The sequence below is a fragment of the Methylomonas methanica genome, from assembly GCF_001644035.1.
Taxonomy (GTDB): domain Bacteria; phylum Pseudomonadota; class Gammaproteobacteria; order Methylococcales; family Methylomonadaceae; genus Methylomonas; species Methylomonas methanica_A.
This window is the reverse complement of record NZ_LUUG01000105.1, coordinates 47401-64469: the sequence shown is the minus strand read 5'-3', so window position 1 is coordinate 64469 and position 17069 is coordinate 47401. Positions and strand designations below refer to the sequence as shown.

At 52.0% G+C, this 17069-nt stretch carries 25 protein-coding genes; 6 read left to right on the top strand and 19 right to left on the bottom strand.

The window, feature by feature from the left end:
• Positions 1-39 precede the first annotated feature (39 nt).
• The 9 genes from A1332_RS19595 to hldE all read right to left on the bottom strand — a co-directional run bounded on the left by A1332_RS19595 (position 40) and on the right by hldE (position 5449).
• Positions 40-429, bottom strand: a complete 390-nt coding sequence (locus A1332_RS19595) for a hypothetical protein (protein ID WP_064010107.1) — start codon at positions 427-429, stop codon at positions 40-42.
• Positions 430-531: 102 nt separating this feature from the next.
• Complete coding sequence (locus A1332_RS19590; protein ID WP_064010106.1) at positions 532-1179, bottom strand: glutathione S-transferase family protein; 648 nt, start codon at positions 1177-1179, stop codon at positions 532-534.
• Positions 1180-1229: 50 nt separating this feature from the next.
• Positions 1230-1475, bottom strand: a complete 246-nt coding sequence (locus A1332_RS19585; protein ID WP_064010105.1) for a hypothetical protein — start codon at positions 1473-1475, stop codon at positions 1230-1232.
• A 72-nt stretch (positions 1476-1547) separates the two neighbouring features.
• On the bottom strand, positions 1548-1997 hold the full coding sequence (locus tag A1332_RS19580; RefSeq protein WP_064010104.1) for a nucleoside deaminase: 450 nt from the start codon (positions 1995-1997) through the stop codon (positions 1548-1550).
• Positions 1998-2234: 237 nt separating this feature from the next.
• Positions 2235-3098 (bottom strand): 4-hydroxybenzoate octaprenyltransferase, encoded by an 864-nt coding sequence (gene ubiA / locus A1332_RS19575; RefSeq protein WP_064010103.1) that lies wholly within the window; start codon positions 3096-3098, stop codon positions 2235-2237.
• Positions 3099-3147: 49 nt separating this feature from the next.
• The gene (locus A1332_RS25425) at positions 3148-3354 is read right to left on the bottom strand and encodes a hypothetical protein (protein WP_157204057.1); all 207 of its coding nucleotides are present in this window, start codon (positions 3352-3354) and stop codon (positions 3148-3150) included.
• Between the two features lie 88 nt (positions 3355-3442).
• Positions 3443-3709: a hypothetical protein gene (locus A1332_RS19570; RefSeq protein WP_064010102.1), complete on the bottom strand. Its 267-nt coding sequence runs from the start codon at positions 3707-3709 to the stop codon at positions 3443-3445.
• Complete coding sequence (locus tag A1332_RS19565; RefSeq protein WP_064010101.1) at positions 3702-3977, bottom strand: hypothetical protein; 276 nt, start codon at positions 3975-3977, stop codon at positions 3702-3704. The genes A1332_RS19570 and A1332_RS19565 overlap by 8 nt, the downstream gene beginning before the upstream one ends.
• A gap of 41 nt (positions 3978-4018) precedes the next feature.
• Positions 4019-5449 (bottom strand): bifunctional D-glycero-beta-D-manno-heptose-7-phosphate kinase/D-glycero-beta-D-manno-heptose 1-phosphate adenylyltransferase HldE, encoded by a 1431-nt coding sequence (gene hldE / locus A1332_RS19560; RefSeq protein ID WP_064010100.1) that lies wholly within the window; start codon positions 5447-5449, stop codon positions 4019-4021.
• Positions 5450-5521: 72 nt separating this feature from the next.
• On the opposite strand from hldE, the gene arsC reads away from it, so the two are divergent.
• Both arsC and wrbA read left to right on the top strand, forming a co-directional pair.
• Positions 5522-5869 carry an arsenate reductase (glutaredoxin) gene (gene arsC, locus A1332_RS19555; RefSeq protein WP_064010130.1) on the top strand — a complete coding sequence of 116 codons (348 nt, stop codon included), beginning with the start codon at positions 5522-5524 and terminating at the stop codon, positions 5867-5869.
• On the top strand, positions 5869-6456 hold the full coding sequence (wrbA, locus tag A1332_RS19550; protein WP_064010099.1) for an NAD(P)H:quinone oxidoreductase: 588 nt from the start codon (positions 5869-5871) through the stop codon (positions 6454-6456). The genes arsC and wrbA overlap by 1 nt, the downstream gene beginning before the upstream one ends.
• 13 nt (positions 6457-6469) lie before the next feature.
• Here the strand turns inward: wrbA and blaOXA are convergent, their stop codons facing one another.
• The 8 genes from blaOXA to A1332_RS19510 all read right to left on the bottom strand — a co-directional run bounded on the left by blaOXA (position 6470) and on the right by A1332_RS19510 (position 10639).
• Complete coding sequence (blaOXA, locus tag A1332_RS19545) at positions 6470-7252, bottom strand: class D beta-lactamase (protein ID WP_064010098.1); 783 nt, start codon at positions 7250-7252, stop codon at positions 6470-6472.
• Positions 7253-7726 (bottom strand): VOC family protein, encoded by a 474-nt coding sequence (locus tag A1332_RS19540; protein ID WP_064010097.1) that lies wholly within the window; start codon positions 7724-7726, stop codon positions 7253-7255.
• Between the two features lie 46 nt (positions 7727-7772).
• A complete protein-coding gene (locus A1332_RS19535; protein WP_064010096.1) occupies positions 7773-8249 on the bottom strand; it encodes an SRPBCC family protein in 477 nt (158 codons plus the stop codon).
• Positions 8250-8278: 29 nt separating this feature from the next.
• Positions 8279-8806, bottom strand: a complete 528-nt coding sequence (locus tag A1332_RS19530; RefSeq protein ID WP_064010095.1) for an SRPBCC family protein — start codon at positions 8804-8806, stop codon at positions 8279-8281.
• Between the two features lie 25 nt (positions 8807-8831).
• Entirely contained in the window at positions 8832-9188 is a 357-nt protein-coding gene (locus A1332_RS19525) for a YciI family protein (RefSeq protein WP_064010094.1), read from the bottom strand.
• Between the two features lie 11 nt (positions 9189-9199).
• On the bottom strand, positions 9200-9607 hold the full coding sequence (locus A1332_RS19520) for a VOC family protein (protein WP_064010093.1): 408 nt from the start codon (positions 9605-9607) through the stop codon (positions 9200-9202).
• Positions 9608-9651: 44 nt separating this feature from the next.
• Positions 9652-10140: a VOC family protein gene (locus A1332_RS19515; RefSeq protein WP_064010092.1), complete on the bottom strand. Its 489-nt coding sequence runs from the start codon at positions 10138-10140 to the stop codon at positions 9652-9654.
• Between the two features lie 121 nt (positions 10141-10261).
• Entirely contained in the window at positions 10262-10639 is a 378-nt protein-coding gene (locus tag A1332_RS19510) for a YciI family protein (RefSeq protein WP_064010091.1), read from the bottom strand.
• 387 nt (positions 10640-11026) lie between these two features.
• On the opposite strand from A1332_RS19510, the gene A1332_RS19505 reads away from it, so the two are divergent.
• The 3 genes from A1332_RS19505 to A1332_RS19495 all read left to right on the top strand — a co-directional run bounded on the left by A1332_RS19505 (position 11027) and on the right by A1332_RS19495 (position 13321).
• Positions 11027-11521, top strand: coding sequence for a YchJ family protein (locus A1332_RS19505; protein ID WP_064010090.1), 495 nt, complete (start codon positions 11027-11029; stop codon positions 11519-11521).
• Entirely contained in the window at positions 11518-12282 is a 765-nt protein-coding gene (locus A1332_RS19500; RefSeq protein WP_064010089.1) for a YkgJ family cysteine cluster protein, read from the top strand. The genes A1332_RS19505 and A1332_RS19500 overlap by 4 nt, the downstream gene beginning before the upstream one ends.
• Before the next feature lie 382 nt (positions 12283-12664).
• Positions 12665-13321: a Swt1 family HEPN domain-containing protein gene (locus tag A1332_RS19495; protein WP_064010088.1), complete on the top strand. Its 657-nt coding sequence runs from the start codon at positions 12665-12667 to the stop codon at positions 13319-13321.
• A gap of 755 nt (positions 13322-14076) precedes the next feature.
• Here A1332_RS19495 and A1332_RS19485 read toward each other — a convergent pair.
• Positions 14077-15303, bottom strand: a complete 1227-nt coding sequence (locus tag A1332_RS19485; RefSeq protein WP_064010086.1) for an RNA polymerase sigma factor — start codon at positions 15301-15303, stop codon at positions 14077-14079.
• Positions 15304-15326: 23 nt separating this feature from the next.
• Entirely contained in the window at positions 15327-15809 is a 483-nt protein-coding gene (locus A1332_RS19480) for a MarR family winged helix-turn-helix transcriptional regulator (protein ID WP_064010085.1), read from the bottom strand.
• Positions 15810-15880: 71 nt separating this feature from the next.
• Between A1332_RS19480 and A1332_RS19475 the strand changes: the two genes are divergently transcribed.
• Positions 15881-17041 (top strand): PLP-dependent aminotransferase family protein, encoded by a 1161-nt coding sequence (locus A1332_RS19475; protein ID WP_064010084.1) that lies wholly within the window; start codon positions 15881-15883, stop codon positions 17039-17041.
• Positions 17042-17069: the final 28 nt, after the last annotated feature.

The window sequence follows — 17069 nt, the reverse complement described above, 5'->3', positions numbered from 1 at the left end:
ATTTGTATTTTTAGGCTAAGAAATTACGGATGGTGATTTTCAGTTTCTATTAAAGTGATAAACGTCGCCGAATTTGCCTTTTAAGGTCATGGATTTATCGGTTTTTTCCTGCAATGCAAAGACGTCGAATTTATCCGGTCTACCCAACATGGCGATTTTCAATTTACCGCCTTCTATTTCGTAAGCGACTGGCGATTGGTCGTAAAAAGTACCTTCGCGCGGGATGTGGGTGATGGTGACTTTACCGTCTTTAAAGGTCCAGTTATCTTCGCGCTTGATGGTTTCCGTGGAGCTAACCGATTTTTTGGTATATACCAACTTCCAGCTGCCTTGTACTTCTTCATTGGATTGCAGCGGAATATCCGCAAAACTCAGGCCGGAAAATACTGATAAGCCCAGTAAAACAGCGGTTAATTTGATTTTTTTCATAGTGCTCTCCCGTTTGTAAATAACAAGAGAATCATTCTACGCTCAGGTAGTAGCAAAGTATCTTTAAATTATTGTGGTAAATCGGCAAGGTCTTAACACCGCTTATTCAAACGCGGTGATGACCTCACTTTCCAACTTGCCGGCTTCCATCCAGGCGATTACTGCCGGGCACGCCAGCACCGAGTCTACGTAGGCTTGCGCCTCTTTATTGGTTTCCAGTTGATAGCTGTGAAAACGTAAGGCGACGGGGGCGAACATCGCATCGACTATCGTAAATCGGCCAAATAACCACGGACCGTCGTGGCGGTGGAGTTGCCGATAGTGTTGCCAAATTTCACCGATGCGTTCAATGTCCGGATGCACTGCTTCCGGTAAAGGTTTGGCTGCGGGTGTTCGCTTGCAATTCATACCACAATAGGTGCGTAGCGCAGTAAATCCGGAATGCATTTCGGCGGCTAACGAACGGGCCGCTGCGCGTTCGGCGAAATCCTCCGGCCAGCCTTGGGTTTGCGGAAAGCGTTCCGCCAGATATTCCAAGATTGCCAGGGAATCCCAGACCTTAAGCTCGCCATCCAACAAAACCGGTACTTTACCGGTCGGCGAGTATTGCAGCAGTTTGTCTTTCGAATCTTCGCGATATAACGGAATTCTGATTTCCGCGAAATCGATGTCGTGATATTTCAAAAACAGCCAAGGCCGCAGTGACCAGGATGAATAGTTTTTGTTACCGATGACTAAGGTCAGACTCATGAACGAAAACTCCTTTGCAGATTAAGGATCGAGAATTTATAAAAACCGGGTTAGCTGCTGTCAACTTCCCATTCAGTAAAGGCTGCGATTGACTGGAGCCGTTTGGCTATTCGCACTGCCAGCAAAAAGGGAACTTCAAAAAATCGGGTTTCGTCGTTTCCGCGAATGCGGGAACCCAGGAAAATCAAAAGCTCTGTTCCCACCTTCGCGGGATTAACATTGAATGATGTAGCGTTTAGGTCCAAGCGCATCATTCCCCCCGTTTTATAATAATTAAATGCATAGAGCAATGCCATTTTGTAATGGACGTTTAGTTGCGAGGGCGCCTGTTATTATGGATGGATGGAATCAACTTGTTCAGAGTTTCCTTAACAACAATCCTCACCGATATCTTCAAACCAAATCCGTGGTGATTGAACAATAAAACGGCCCATTAAATCGATACAAGCTGTGTCGTTTAATTCCACGATCTTAACACCGGCGTCGCTCAGCCAGTCCAGATGCCCCGCAAAGTTGACCGATTCACCGACCACCACCGTGCCAATATTGAATTGCCGAATCAAGCCCGAGCAATACCAGCAAGGCGCCAAGGTCGTGACCAGGACTTTGTCGCGGTAACTGGTTTGCCGGCCGGCTTTGCGAAAAGCGTCGGTTTCGCCGTGAACGGACGGGTCGTTATCTTGCACGCGGCGATTGCGGCCCCGGCCCAGCAACTTGCCACTGGCATCGAATAAAGCCGCGCCGACCGGTACGCCGCCTTCGTCAAAACCGGCTTGGGCTTCGGCAAATGCAATCGCCAACATCTCGATATAGTTCATCACAAATCCTAAAATCTATTGGGCATGGTTGAAAACCCTATCAGGGCTTTAAATTAAGCTCCCTCTCCTGCTGGACGACTGCACGGATGCAGGAGGTAGGGCAACGCTGGGAGTAGTTGTCGAGAGGGCCGGGGTGAGGAGATCAAACCAAGCGAATTACCTGTTTTCTTCATCTCATTCTAACCTTCTCTGTTACGCCATTGGGGCTAGCGTAAGGTCAGTAATTCATCCTAAACACTACAGCCAATACGCCAACACAATCCCAACAAACACTGCCAGACCGAACCAGTTATTATTCAAAAAGGCTTTAAAACAGCTGGGCTTATCGAAATGAAAAATCAGTTTTTGCTGGTAAATCGCCAAGCCGGCGGCAACCGCCAAACCGGCGTAATACGGCCAGCTCAGTTGTTGCATCAGGCCTACCGTAACCAACAGTCCCATAATCACGACTTGTAGGCCTGCCGTAATTTCCCGCACCCGCTTGCCGAACAGAATCGCGGTGGATTTCACGCCGATTTTCAAATCGTCGTCAATGTCGACCATCGCGTACATGGTGTCGTACACCAGTGCCCACAGCAACACAGCAAGATATAAAATCCAGCCGACTAGCGGAATTTCATTGGTTTGCGCGGCAAACGCCATCGGCACCGCAAACCCAAACGCCGCGCCTAGATACGCCTGCGGCAGATGCGTAAAGCGTTTCATAAACGGATAACTGGCCGCCAGAAATGCACCGATAAACGACAAACCGATGGTGTACCAGTTCATCAGCAACACCAAGCCAAACGCAGTCAGACACAGCACCGCAAACACAATCAACGCTTCCTTCGGTGTTACCTTGCCGGAGGCAATCGGCCGTAGCTTAGTCCTGTCGACATGTGGATCGAAATCCTTGTCGGCGTAATCGTTAATCACGCAACCGGCCGCGCGCATCAACACCACACCCAGCGTAAACACGATTAACACCAATAAATCCGGCTTGCCGTTGCCGGCAATCCACAAGGCCCACAGCGTCGGCCAAAGTAGAATGAAAATGCCGATGGGTTTATCGAAGCGGGCCAGGAGCCAGTATTGGTGGAGACGGTCTGAAAACGCTAGCATAGGAAGAATTAGATTTTGGTAAAAACTCTGCTGGTAAAGTTATGCCGAATTATAAAAGCCCGGCTTCTCTTATTTTTTCTAACATAAACTCGTCAACTTTATTATTCGGCGTTCCACCATTTAGAATATGCTGAGCCGCCCAAACATAGTTTTTGAAAGACGGATATTGCCCGCCCAGCTCTTGTAATTCCTTCGCTGCGTTAATGGCAATTCTTGCCATATGGTCTTTATCTGTCTGAGTGTATCTTTTACTCACACTAATACCTTTAGTTTTAAATTCATAACCTTATGAGCCATTAGACTTGCTTTTGAAACCAGTCGACCTACGGACAGTAGTAGGACCACTATGTTTCCAAACGAATTTTGCCCGTCGCATATTGATGGACTAATGAAGAAGTCAACGTTTGGTAAGGAATACCAACGTCTTGAGCGCGGTTTTTAATTAATGTCACATCGCCCAAGCTAAGGCGAATCGTGACATTTTTCGATTTTGACAAGTATTCTTTAGCCGCTTGTTTGGCCAAGGCAATTTCTTCATCCGCATTGACGCTGCGTATCAGTTTGTTATTTTCCAACGCATTTAATATAGACATTTCTTCGTCATCAAACATGGTTTTCCCCTTTGTAACGTTCTTTGGCTTTGCGACTTGGAATAATGGTTTTAAGAAAGATGCCATTTTCGTTTTGAATAAACGGCACTAAATAAACATAATCAAGGGCCTCAACTACATAGATTTTTTGGGGCGGATACTTAGTTTGATCGGGATGGTCGAACACATCTAGTATCTTTCCGGCATTGATGGTCGTGATAATTTCTTCAAAGCCAATGCCTGGACTTTGCTTGAGCAATTCATTTTTCTCGTGACCAAATGAAATCATAGAAAGCCAGTCTTATACATACATTGTATTGGTGGCGTGGCCTAGTTGCCAGTTTTATCCTTAATCGTCTGGATAATCGCCGTCGTAGAATGCCCTTCGATAAACGACAAAATCTTCACCTCGCCGCCGTTGGCCATTACGCTTTCGTGGCCGGCGATGCTGGTGATGTCGGTGTAGTCACCGCCTTTCACCAGTATGTCGGGCAGTAATTGGTCGATGACTTCCTTGGGGGTGTCTTGTTCAAATTCCACCACCCAGTCTACGCATTCCAACGCCGCCAGCATTTCCATCCGGTGATCCAGTTTGTTGACCGGGCGCTCCGGGCCTTTCAGGCGTTGCACCGAGGCGTCGCTGTTGACCAATACCACCAAACGGTCGCCCAGGGTTTTCGCTTGTTGTAGATAGCGGACGTGACCGGGATGCAGAATGTCGAAACAGCCGTTGGTCGCGACGATTTTTTCGCCGTTTTGCTGGGCGGCGGCGCGTTCGGCCAGCAATTCCGGCAGGCTGCATACGCCTTTGTGATGGGCGCGCGGACCTTGCAAGGCGGCATTCAACTCGTCGGTATTGACGGTGGCGGTGCCCATTTTGCCGACCACGATGCCGGCGCCGATGTTGGCCAACTGCGTGGCTTCCGCCAGCGGCTTTTTCGCCGCCAGGCTGGCGGCCAGCACGGAAATCACCGTGTCGCCGGCGCCGGTAACATCGAAAACCTCGCGGGCGTGAGTCGGCAGGTGTAAGGGGTCGGTACCTTTGCTGAGCAAGGTCATGCCGTTTTCACCGCGCGTAACTAACAAGGCTTGTAACTCCAGTTCGTTCAGCAAATTCATGCCGCGTTCGACGATTTGCTGCTGATCGGTGCAGCGACCAACCACCGCTTCAAACTCGCTGAGGTTGGGGGTGATCAGCGTGGCTTGGCGATAAATCGAAAAATCGCTGCCTTTCGGATCGACCAATACTGGTTTGTTCAGTTGTTTGGCCAGACGGATGAATTGTTGCACTTGGCTTAAGGTGCCTTTGCCGTAATCGGAAAGCACGGTCACTTGCGATTGCATCATCTCGGCGTGATATAAATGCAATAGCGCATCGCTATCGACTTGCTGGAAGCCGTCTTCAAAATCCAGCCTGATCAATTGTTGATGCCGGCTCATCACCCGCAATTTGGTGATGGTTGGAAAATTGGGCACGCCTTGAAATAAGCACAATACCCCGGCATCCTTCAATATCTTTTCCAACGCAGTTGCGGCCTGGTCTTCGCCGGTAAATCCAAGCAAGGATACTTTTGCGCCCAGCGCCGCAATATTCAAGGCCACATTCCCGGCGCCGCCCGGCCGGCATTCGTCTTGCTTTACATGCACTACTGGAACTGGTGCTTCCGGGGAAATTCTTGAGGTGGGGCCGTGCCAGTAGCGGTCCAGCATCAGGTCGCCGACCACCAGCACGCGGGCGGTTGAATAGTTGGGTAATTGCATGGCTTTGGGGGCTTATCCGTGATTCGAAGGGTGCTATTATAGCCGCAACCCGTCATGATTAAGGTGCAAACCATGAGCGTCAAAATCTACCATAACCCGCGTTGCGGCAAATCCCGAGACACCTTGAAACTACTGGAAGCGCAAGGCGTTACCCCGGAAGTGGTTGAATATCTCAAATCCCCGCCCACCGCCGCCGAATTGCAGGACATCCTGACCAAACTCAACGTCAAGCCGCGCGAGTTGATGCGCACCAAAGAGCCGGAATATAAAGACAATGGCCTGGACGATAAATCCTTGAGCGATGCGGACTTGATCGAAGCGATGATCAGAATCCCCAAACTGATCGAACGGCCCATTGTGTTGAAAGACGGTAAAGCCGCCATCGGCCGGCCGCCGGAAAACGTGTTGGCGATACTCTGATGGCGAAAATCCTGATCCTGTATTACAGCCGCGATGGCAGTACCATGCGGATGGCGCAACAGATTGGCCGGGGTGTGGAATCGGTGGCCGGCGCGGAAGCACTATTGCGCACGGTGCCGGAGGTTTCGGCGGTGTGCGAGAAAATCGCCGACAGCATTCCCGATGCCGGCGCGCCGTATGCGACCTTGCAGGACCTGGAAACCTGCGACGGCTTGGCGCTGGGCAGCCCGACGCATTTCGGCAATATGGCGGCTTCGCTGAAGCATTTTCTGGACGGTACGACCGCGCTTTGGTTCTCCGGCGCTTTGTCCGGCAAGCCGGCCGGCGTGTTTACTTCCACCGGCAGTATGCACGGCGGCCAGGAAACCACGCTGTTATCGATGATGCTGCCCTTGATGCATCACGGCATGTTGTTGATGAGTTTGCCGTGCAACGAAATTGCGCTGCGCGAAACAGTCAGCGGCGGCACGCCTTACGGGCCTAGCCATGTCGCCGATACCGACTCTGAACTCACCGAGCATGAAAAACGCTTGTGTTGGGTGTTGGGCGAGCGTTTGGCTAAGGCGGCGCTGGCGTTGCGAGCCTGATAATAAGTTGAGCTTAGAATATACCCAGCGCCTTAAGACAGGCCTTGCCCAACTTCACGCGCTTGGGCGCATCGGCAGCCTGGATAATGTCGATATTTAACGCAAAACTGTATAGATGGCCGCCTTTCGTGACCCAGCCCACCCACCAGCCGATACCGGGGTTGGGAGCGTTTAACCAGCCGGTTTTGCCGTATAAAGTCCTTTCGCCGTTTTGCTCAAGCATGACTATTTCCCGGACTTTGGCTTGAACATCGCCAGAGAGCGGTAATTGATCCCGCGCCAGGCGAGCCAAAAATGCCGTCTGTTCCACCGCGCTGATTTTTAGCGGACCGTCCAGCCAAAATCTATCGACCTTAGCGCCGATCTCGGTGTTACCGTAGCCGAGGCTGACAAGCCCTTCGCGCATCCGCGCATGGCCGATGCGCCGGGCCAGTGCTTGATAAATCGGTACGTTGGACAGCTTGATCGCCTCGCGCAAGCCCATATCCCGCTCCCAGTCTTTGATCATTTGTGGTTGGCCGCCGTATGGCAGCGCTTCATCTACGTTGCCGACCGCACCTACCGACAAGCCGATCAAGCTATTGACTATCTTGAACGTCGAGGCCGGGATGAAGCGGGTTTCCGCGCGGAGCTGGTCGTGGCCGATTAGCCTATCTGCATCGACATCGTAGGCCACGAAAGTGCCGTGCACGCCGGCATCGCTGAATAGTTTGCCAAGCTCCGGACTGTCCAGCCATTCGATAGCGTCAACCCGGCCGGCAAGTAGTAATAGCAGAGCGGCAAATAGATGTTTCATTTAGGATTGCTCGTAGGCTCGTTTTAAAGTGTCTATGTCTATTTTCGTCATTTTTAGCATGGCCTGCATCACTTGTCCGGCTTTTACCGGATCGGGATCGCTCAATAATTCGATCAGGATATTCGGCACGATCTGCCAAGTAACGCCGAATTGGTCGTCCAGCCAGGCGCATTGATTGGTCTTCCCACCTTCAGAAAGCTTTTCCCAATAGTAATCAACTTCCGCTTGAGTTTCGCAGTGTACGACAAACGAAATCGCCGGGGAAAACGAGTGCATCGGCCCACCGTTGAGCGCAGTAAATACTTGCCCATCCAGCTCGAAATTGGCGGTCATCACACTGCCTTTCGGTCCCGGCCCGGCATCGGCGTAACGGTTGACGCTCAAGACCTTCGAGTTTTTAAAAATGGATACGTAGAAATTCATCGCCTGTTCGGCTTGGTCGTCGAACCATAAAAATGGGGTGATTTTTGGCATGGTGTTTACTCGGTAAAATATAAAAAGTAATGACCGGTTTCCCGGCTTACAAACTGGCTACCAGCTCGGCCAGTTGGTCGGTGGCCTTGCCCCAGCCTTCGTGAAAACCCATCTCTTCGTGGGTTTTCCGATCTACCGCGCTCCAATGCAACACCCGAGCGGTGTAACGGGTTTTTCCGTCTTCAGGCGTAAACGTGACGATGCCGGTCATGAAGGGTTTGGCGGAGGGTTCCCAGGCGTTGGTGTAGGCGTCGGTGAACACCAAACGCTCGTTTGGCACAACTTCAAGATAGATACCTTGGTTGGGAAACTCCTGGCCTTCCGGGCTGCGCATCACGATGATGCTGGTGCCGCCGGCTCTGACATCGAGTTCGGCAGAGGCCACGGTCCAGGGCTTCGGACAAAACCATTGCTTGAGCAGCACCGGTTCGGTCCATGCTCTATAGAGTTTCTCGGCTGGCGCATCGATCAAACGCGTCAGTCCAAGTTCCCGCGATTCAGCTGTTTGTTCTGTTGGATTCATGGCTTTTCCTCTGTAATTGAAATAGCTGATTATTTTTCGGCAGTGGCTTTTAGCTCGGCCAAACTTTCCTCGAATTTCCCGCCTATCATCTTGTCCATGCTGAACACCAGGCTCATTACTTTGGAAATATAAGGGCTGGGGCCGAAGATCGCCTGAGTGACGTGGGTCGAGTTACCCTCGGTTTGCAGAACAAATTCTAGGGTGTTTTGCGCCGGAAACGGTTTGATGAAATCCATGCGGATGCTTATTTTCGCGGGCGGTGTCACGTCAATAATCTCCATGCGCCCCTGGCCGATTTCCTGGTTGCCTTCCCATTCATAGACCGCACCCGGCCCGCTGGTTGCGCCTCTGTATGTCCGCTTCATGCCGGGATCCACTTTTTCCCAAGCCGACCAGGTCTGCATGCTGTGCAAATCGTTGATCAACGGAAAAATCGTTTCCGGGGTCGCTTTGATAGTGATTGAGCGTTGTACGCGGAAAGTATCCGGTTTGGTCGCCGCGTAGATCAGCATTGCGAGGAGTATTACGAGTAAAACGATAAGGATGGCTTTGATCATGGTTTTCTCCTAAAGCTTGGTAGGTTCAATCGCCGGGCAGGCCAGGAATCTCTATCAGCGGCCGCACTTCGACGGTGCCCTTGCGCGCCATCGGAATCTGTTCGGCGATAGCGATGGCGGCGTCCAGATCCTGAGCGTCGACCAGATAGTAGCCGCCCAGTTGTTCGCGAGTTTCCGCAAACGGGCCGTCGGTGACGAAGCGTTTGCCGTCGCGTACCCGCACACTGGTAGCCATGGCGGTGGGCTGTAAGGGGCTGGCGGCCAAATATTGGCCGTCGGCTTTGAGTTTGTGCGCGAGTTGGGTGGACTCGACATAACAGGCTTGCCGCTCGGCTTCGTCCAGGCTGTGTTCTTCAAGATAAATCATTAACATATATTTCATGCCGGTCTCCTTCAGCCTTGGCACACCGCGCCGGGCTCCATGTAACAATATTCCCAGATGTGGCCATCCAGATCCTGAAAGCCGTGAGCATACATAAAGCCGTGATCTTGCGGTTCCTTGTAAAGCGTGCCGCCGGCGGCGATGGCCGTGCTGACCATGGTATCGACTTTTTCCCGGCTTTCCGCCGATAGGCACAGCAACATTTCCGTACTTTTTGTGGCGTCGCAAATGGCTTTGGGCGTGAAGGATTGGAAGAAATTCTCGGTCAGCAACATCACGAAAATATCGTCACTGACGATCATGCAAGCTCCATCGTCGTTGGTAAATTGCGGATTGAAGGTGTAACCCAGTCTGGTAAAAAAGGCCATGGAGTTAGGTAGATTTTTCACGGCTAAGTTGACGAAAATTTGTGTGGCCATATCGGCTCCTTTTACAAAATTGATAGAAATACCGGTTGCCGGTGTTATGCAGTTTCGCCGCCCGCCGCTTGCGCCGCGAAAAATGCGGCCATGCGGCTGGGCATTTCGCTGGGGTCGACATCTTCGACATGCGTGGCAATCATCCATTGATGGCCAAATGGATCGCTCACCGCACCCATCCGGTCGCCCCAGAATTGATTGGTGGGCTGCATGGTTTGCGTGGCCCCGGCCTTGATCGCGGCGGTAAACACCGCATCGACATCGTTGATGTACAAGAACAGCTTGACCGGCGTGCCTCCCAGGGTTACCGGCGAATGATCGGTACAGTGCGGATTTTCGTCGGCAAGCATGAATATTGAATCGCCTATTTTGAATTCGGCGTGAGCTATGTTGCCGTCCGGCGTATTCAGGCGGGATAGCTCGCTGGCCGCGAAGGCGTTTTTATAAAATTCTAGAGCCTGTGCTGCGTCTTGCACCACCAGATAAGGGGTAAGCGAGTGGTAGCCGTCGGGTATGGGTTTAATGGTGGTCATCGGGTTTTCCTCGTTTGGAGTTGAGTTTTGATAACTATGGCTTGCATCCTTAGTCGAACGGCGGTTGCTTAAATCGACAACGCGTCAAAATTTTTTTCGTCCGCCAGGTCCGGGCCGCATTTCATTTAACCAGCCCCAGTGCTTCCAAGGTTTTCGGATCTTCCGCTACCGGCCGGATTTCCACGCAACCCAGTTTCGCTCCGGGAATCCGCGCGGCCACCTGGATGGCTTCGTTCAGATCGTCGGCTTCGATCAAATAATACCCGACGAGCTGTTCCTTGGTTTCCGCGAACGGGCCGTCGGTAATGCTCACTTTGCCGCCGCGCACTCGCAGCGTGATGGCGGCATTGGCCGGCAGCAGCCGATTGCAGCTCAGGTAATGGCCGCTGTCGCGAATGGCTTGGGTAAATTCGGTGTATTCATCAAAATGTTTCGCTGCCGCGTCATCCGACATTCCCTCCATCACGGTTTCGGCGCAAATCAGGCATAGGTATTTCATAGTCAATTCCTCGGGCTAAAAATAGTGTTTGTACCGAATAGTCGTTCGGGTCTGGGCAAATTCGACAGCCAAAACGCGCTTAGACAAAAAGTTTGTAATTATTCAGTCAATACAGCCTAAAGCAATCGTAGGCTGGATAAGTCGTGCGCATCCGGCAACCTTGGTGGATGCGCACGACTTATCCACCCTACCCCTCACAATTGCTGAATAGATACAAAAGTTTTTTGTTAATGCGCCTTTGCATCAGCCTATTGCTGAGATTAACTGACGAAAAACCGTGGTAGTGATAGTTACAGTTTCTCGCGCATTAGCGTTGAGCCGAAGCCGGCTGTCGCTTACCATGAACAAATCGACCTCAATTTTTCACAATCTGACCGGAGATCAACGATGACGCTATGCCCTTGCGGCTCCAAACTGGAATATGCCGAATGCTGCGGCCCTATCATCGATGGTGCGCTGGCGCCCACCGCCGAAGCCTTGATGCGTTCGCGTTACACGGCCTTCGTACAACGAAAGCTGGATCATATCGAGCGTACTCATGCCCCGGAAATTAAAGACGACTTTAATCGGGCGGAAGCCGAGCGGATGGCGGAAGAATGCGAGTGGCGCAGCCTGGAAATCCGTAACGCCACGGAAACCGGCGATACGGCGCAAGTCGAGTTCACCATAAAATTTCGCCGCGACAAACAGGATAGGGTGCAAACCGAGTTGGCCAGTTTCCGCCGCGAAAACGGCGAGTGGCTGTATGTCAGCGGCGATCTCAATCCCAAGGTGACTCAGCGGGTCGTCAGCAAAGTGGGGCGTAACGATCCCTGTCCGTGCGGGTCGGGCAAGAAAGCCAAAAAATGCTGCGGCACCACGACTGAATTAGAGCAGGAATGACGCAGCGTTTTCTCTGCACCGCGTGCGGCAAATGCTGTTATGGACAGTTGCCGCTGACGGTAAACGATGCGTTTAAGCATGCCGACCGCTTTCCGTTGGCCATGGTCTGGACACCGGTGCGGCAAGGCGGTAAAGACTTTGCGATGGTGTCGCGGCTGGGAGCCACGATAAAGCTGGCCAACAAGAAAGAACTGGCGGTATTGATAGTACCCACCGCCTATATTCCACCGTCGTTTCCGTGTCCGGCGCTGGCGCCCGATAATCTTTGCGGGATTCACGCCGATAAACCCTCACGCTGCCGAACCATGCCGTTTTACCCGTATCGTGACGAGCAATTTCAAGCCGAGCTATTAAAGCCGCAACCCGGTTGGGCTTGCGATACCTCGGAGTCAGCGCCAGTGGTGTTTGCCGACAAGAAAATTCTGCTTCGCGAAGATTTCGACGCAGAACGGCAGGAATTGGAGGAACAGATTCCGCAGATCCGCCGCTATGCCGACTATATGTTGAAGTACACGCCGCAGCTGGTCGATAACCTCGCCAAAGTGTCGCTCAAACCAAAAGGCGGACAAGTGGTGACCAGCCTCTCGTCATTTCTTACCGCAATTCGCCATCCCAATGCCCAACAGATTGCCCGGCAGCAACTGCCGGTGTTGAACAGTTATTTAGAGAAAACCGTTTCCGAACCGAGCCTAGGGGAGTTTCATCGCCATTACCTGGCCGGGGCCAAAGAAATGCAGTATTTAGCCCGGCAAGCCAGATAACTATTCTCCGGTTGCCGGTTGTCACAACTCATGAAAAAACCGATTGGCTTTGGTTACTAGAGATTGATTGGGAGACTTGGTATGCAACTGTACTGGCATGAAACCTACAAGTACTAGACATTGGGGTTTTCTGAAAGCAGAGGTTCCGGAATGACTGTTTTCAGGTACGCTGAATAACGTTTGCCGACCCGTTTCTGCCTATCACCTAACGTGATTCAAAGGCGGGAATTGGATCATTACCAGACAAAATTTTTTCGTCACCGATGATATACAGAAGGGACAATTATATGCATATCAAAAAATTATCGTTTCAAAGAGTATTTTCAATAAATATACGGAAATCATCTAATTACTAGTTAGTCGCCAAACTGGATAAGGTTCTATGTTCTCAGAATTGGATAAAATATCAGAGGTCGACGAAGGCGCCCTCATTTTGTATGCGCGCCTCTGGCAGCTTGAAAAATGGCTGAGGGAAATGGTGTATGTTGAATTAAAGACGAAGAAAGGTAGGAATTGGTTTAACTTCAATAAAACTAAAAGTATCTATGAAGCAGATAAAGCTTTTACGCATATACCTACAGCCGATGATAACCCGCTAAGTTTTACTACATTTACTGAACTTGTTGGACTAGTTCAAAATAACTGGGATCTGTTTTCGGAGTATTTACCTCCGAAGCAGATATGGGAAGTCAAACTAGGTGAGATTGTACATATAAGGAACAGGGTTGCCCATTTTAGAAGTGGCCACGCGGATGACATTGAACGATTGTTGCAACTGATGAGGGATATTGATAATGGATTCTGGAAGTTCTGTACTGATTATAATGATTTGCAGCCAATACTACCTCCTGAGAGGGATGCTGTTGCCAAGAAGTATGTTGATCTTGATCCATTTTCGTTTAAAGAAGTTGCTCCAAATGAGTGGACGAAAATCGGATCGGCTCCCCAAGCACTGAGATACATTGTATCTATCAATTCACTCAGGCGGCGGTGGGCTGAAAAGGCGACATTGATTGATGGAGCATCAGGATATATATGACGTTAATATCCAATTGCGAGATAACAGACAGTTCGACTATTCAAAATTTTTAACAGAAACAAGTAAGTATAAGGAGGTATTAATTCATATCTGCCTAGACACATTCTCAAGTTCAGCTCGAATAACGATTCCTGCAATAATTGGCAGTGAAAAGGTTTGTGAAATAGTCGATTATCTGATCGATATTACTGAGAATTCAATGACGGTTCATCGCTCTATCAATTTTGATGATCAAACTGTTCAAAAGCTATCTGAAAAGTGGCCTGAATATGTACTTGGCCCCAAAAATCCTTTAACTTTTCTTGGGTCTGATATGCCATGCTCTTTTTTCAACGTCGTCAGAAACAGCTAACAATCGCGTTAATTAGGACGTTCGCAAGCTTGCGCCTATTGCGCGGGAGTTAAAGGAGCAAGTAGCCTCGATGGAATCGAGGTTTCGAAGGCCAGTTCCTTTTAATTGCCGATGTGGGTTTGATGGCCGGCAGGCCGACGCCCTCGATTCCGCTAACGCTGCATCGAGGCTACAATGGCCCGACTTCAATTGGCGCAAGGAATGGGGATGGTGGCGTATCTTCGCAATTTCGTGGCGCGTGGCACCTATTTTTTTTACGTCGGGTGGGTTTTGGCCGAACTTGCTTTATCAGTACGATGGGGCGCGAAACTTTTCATTTGTTGTGTCAAAAAGCGCGTCTGGTGCGCGACGCAAATAATGACATACCACTTTAAAAGCAATCACCCATGTTTCACTAATCTTGTCACTCGGCACGGACTTCGCGCAATCTGCGCGCCAAAAAGCGTTGCTCCGGTTCCTGCCGCGTTAAAGCCAGGGCTTGCTCGTAAGCTGTGATCGCTTCGTCGGTTCTGCCCAGACGCCGGTACAAGTCTGCCCTCGCCGCGTGTGCCAGGTGATAATCGCTAAGGTCGCCGTTCTGTAAAATGGCATCGATCAAAGCAAGCCCGGCTGCAGGTCCATCCCGCATTGCTATTGCTACAGCCCGGTTTAATTCGATCACCGGCGAGGCATCGATGCGCAACAAGACGTCGTAGAGTGCGACGATTTGCGGCCAGTCCGTGGCGGCGGCATGGCCGGCATTGGCGTGAACTGCGGCGATGGCGGCTTGCACGGCATAAGGGCCAAAGCGCTGCGACACTAAGGCCCGCTGCACCAGTGTCGAACCTTCCGCGATGCGTTCCCTATCCCACAAGCTGCGGTCTTGGTCATCCAATAAAATCAGTTCGCCGTCGGCTGTGGCTCTGGCGGCCCGGCGCGATTCGTGCAGCAGCATTAAGGCCAGTAAGCCTTGCGCTTCCGGTTCCGGCAGTAATTCGACCAACAAACGTCCCAAGCGTATCGCTTCTTCCGACAAATCGTGCCGGGTTAGCGTAGCGCCGGACGAAGCAGAGTAACCTTCGTTGAACACTAGATAAACCACCCGCAGCACTGAGTCCAAGCGGTCGGCTAGTTCGGCGGGCGCGGGTACTTGGTAAGGAATGCGGGCGTCGCGGATCTTGGTTTTGGCGCGGACGATGCGCTGGGCAAGCGTTGGTGTTGGTGTCAGGAAGGCACGGGCGATTTCTTCGGTCGCCAGGCCGCAAACCTCGCGTAGCGTCAATGCGACTTGCGCATCGGGGGACAATGCCGGATGGCAACAGGTGAAGATCAGCCGCAGGCGGTCGTCTTCCAGACCTTCGTCATCCGTATCGTTGGTTTCGCTGGCCGGATCGGCCAAAGTATCGGCATCTTCCAGCATGTCGAAGCGGGCTTGCCGGCGCTGGCCGTCGATGGCCTTGAAGCGGCCGGCGGAGACCAGCCAGGCGCGCGGATTGGCGGGTACGCCGTCGCGCGGCCATTGTTCGAGTGCGGCGCGAAACGCGTCGTGCAGCGCTTCCTCGGCAACATCGAAATCGCCGAGCAGCCGAATCAAGGTTGCCAGTATGTGGCGGGATTCGCTTTGGTAGATGGCGTCGATTTTCTCGCGCACCGTCGTTTCTCCTCTATTGGCTTTCAGCCTTGTCCGCTCAAGCTACGCATAACCTGACGCCAGCCCGCCTCCGCGTTGGCGCCGACTTGTGCGAATACTGTTTGCAGCTGTTGCATTTGGGTACCGGTGAGTTGCGCTTCCAGTTCCGCTCCGGCCGCCGTTAAGCTTAGTTCGCGTACTCGTTTATCGTGCGTGGCGGTGTCTATCATGACTAACTGCATATCCAAGAGTTGCCGTAACGGTGCGTTCAAGGCTTGTTTGCTGACGCTGAGCATGCCCAGCAGCGCGTTCACGGAAATCCGCGGATTGCGGCCGACGAAATACAAGATTCGGTGATGCACTCTCCCCAGACCGCGCTCGGCCAGGATGCGGTCCGGCTGTACGGTAAAGGCGCGGTAGCCGAAGTAAAACTGTTCGATAGCCAGGCGCAACGCTGCTTCGCGCATGTCCGGCGTCAATGTTTCATCAAGAGGGGGATTATCGATAGTGGATATTTGGTCAACCATGTTGACATTATAGGCAGGTAGCTATTAGCATGGCTATAGGTCAACTTTATTGACGTTTATCAACGCCTGCCATGAACTCATTTTTACTGCAACACCCTATCCGCTTTTCCACTCGTACCCAAGATCTGCATCCTTCGCCGATCCGCGAAATCCTGGCCGTCGTCGACCGACCCGGCATGATTTCCTTTGCCGGTGGCTTACCTTCGCTGGACAGCTTTCCTCAATTCAACCTGCAAGCCATGCCGCAGCACGTGCTGCAATACGGTGCCAGCGAAGGCGAAGTGGAATTGCGCGAGCGGATCGCCGAAGACATGCAAAGCTTGGGGCTGCAATGTTCAGCTGAACAAGTGTTGATCCTGTCAGGATCGCAGCAAGGCATCGATTTGGTCGCTAAATTGTTCATCGATCCCGGCACGCCGGTGGCCGTGGAGGCGCCGACTTATCTGGCGGCATTGCAGGTGTTTCGCTTTTTCGGCGCCCGCTTCGTGGCTTACGATGCTGGAACGCCCGATCCGGATACTTTTAAGCAGGAAAAGCCGGCGTTTGCCTATGCAATTCCGACGTTCCAGAACCCCAGCGGGCGCTGCCTGGATGCATCGGAGCGTGCTGCCTTGGCTGCCGCTTGCGATGCGACGAATATTCCGTTGTTTGAAGACGACCCTTACCGCGATCTGGTTTATGACGACTGCGAGCGCACCCCGGTTTGCGCCCGCTTGCAACACGCGCCGTGGATTTATCAGGGATCGTTTTCGAAAAGTTTGGCACCGGGCTTGCGCCTGGGCTATCTGGTGGCGTCGCCGGAACTAATGCCTTTTTTGACCCGGCTGAAGCAGGCGGCCGATTTACACAGCAATCGCATTAGTCAATGGTTGGTGCTGCAACAACTGAACGATCCAGCCCGAACCCAGCAGTTGGTGGAATTGGCCGGACATTATCGCCAGCGCCGCGATGCGTTCGAAACCGCGCTGCGCCGTCACTTTTCCGATCTGGCCAGTTGGCAAACCCCGCCCGGCGGTTTGTTTTTCTGGCTGACGCTGAACCATCAAGTCGATACCCGCCAGCTGTTGCCCAAAGCCATAAAAGCAGGCGTGGCGTTTATGCCCGGCGAAGCCTTCTTGCCGATGGACGTAGAGACCAGTGGCCAGCTGCGCCTGAATTTCAGTCACGCTGATGAAGAACAAGCCGAGTGTGGTCTGCGGATATTGGCTGAGTTGGTTCGGGAGCTTGTTTGATATTGCTTCCGCCCAGTTGTTGACAAAG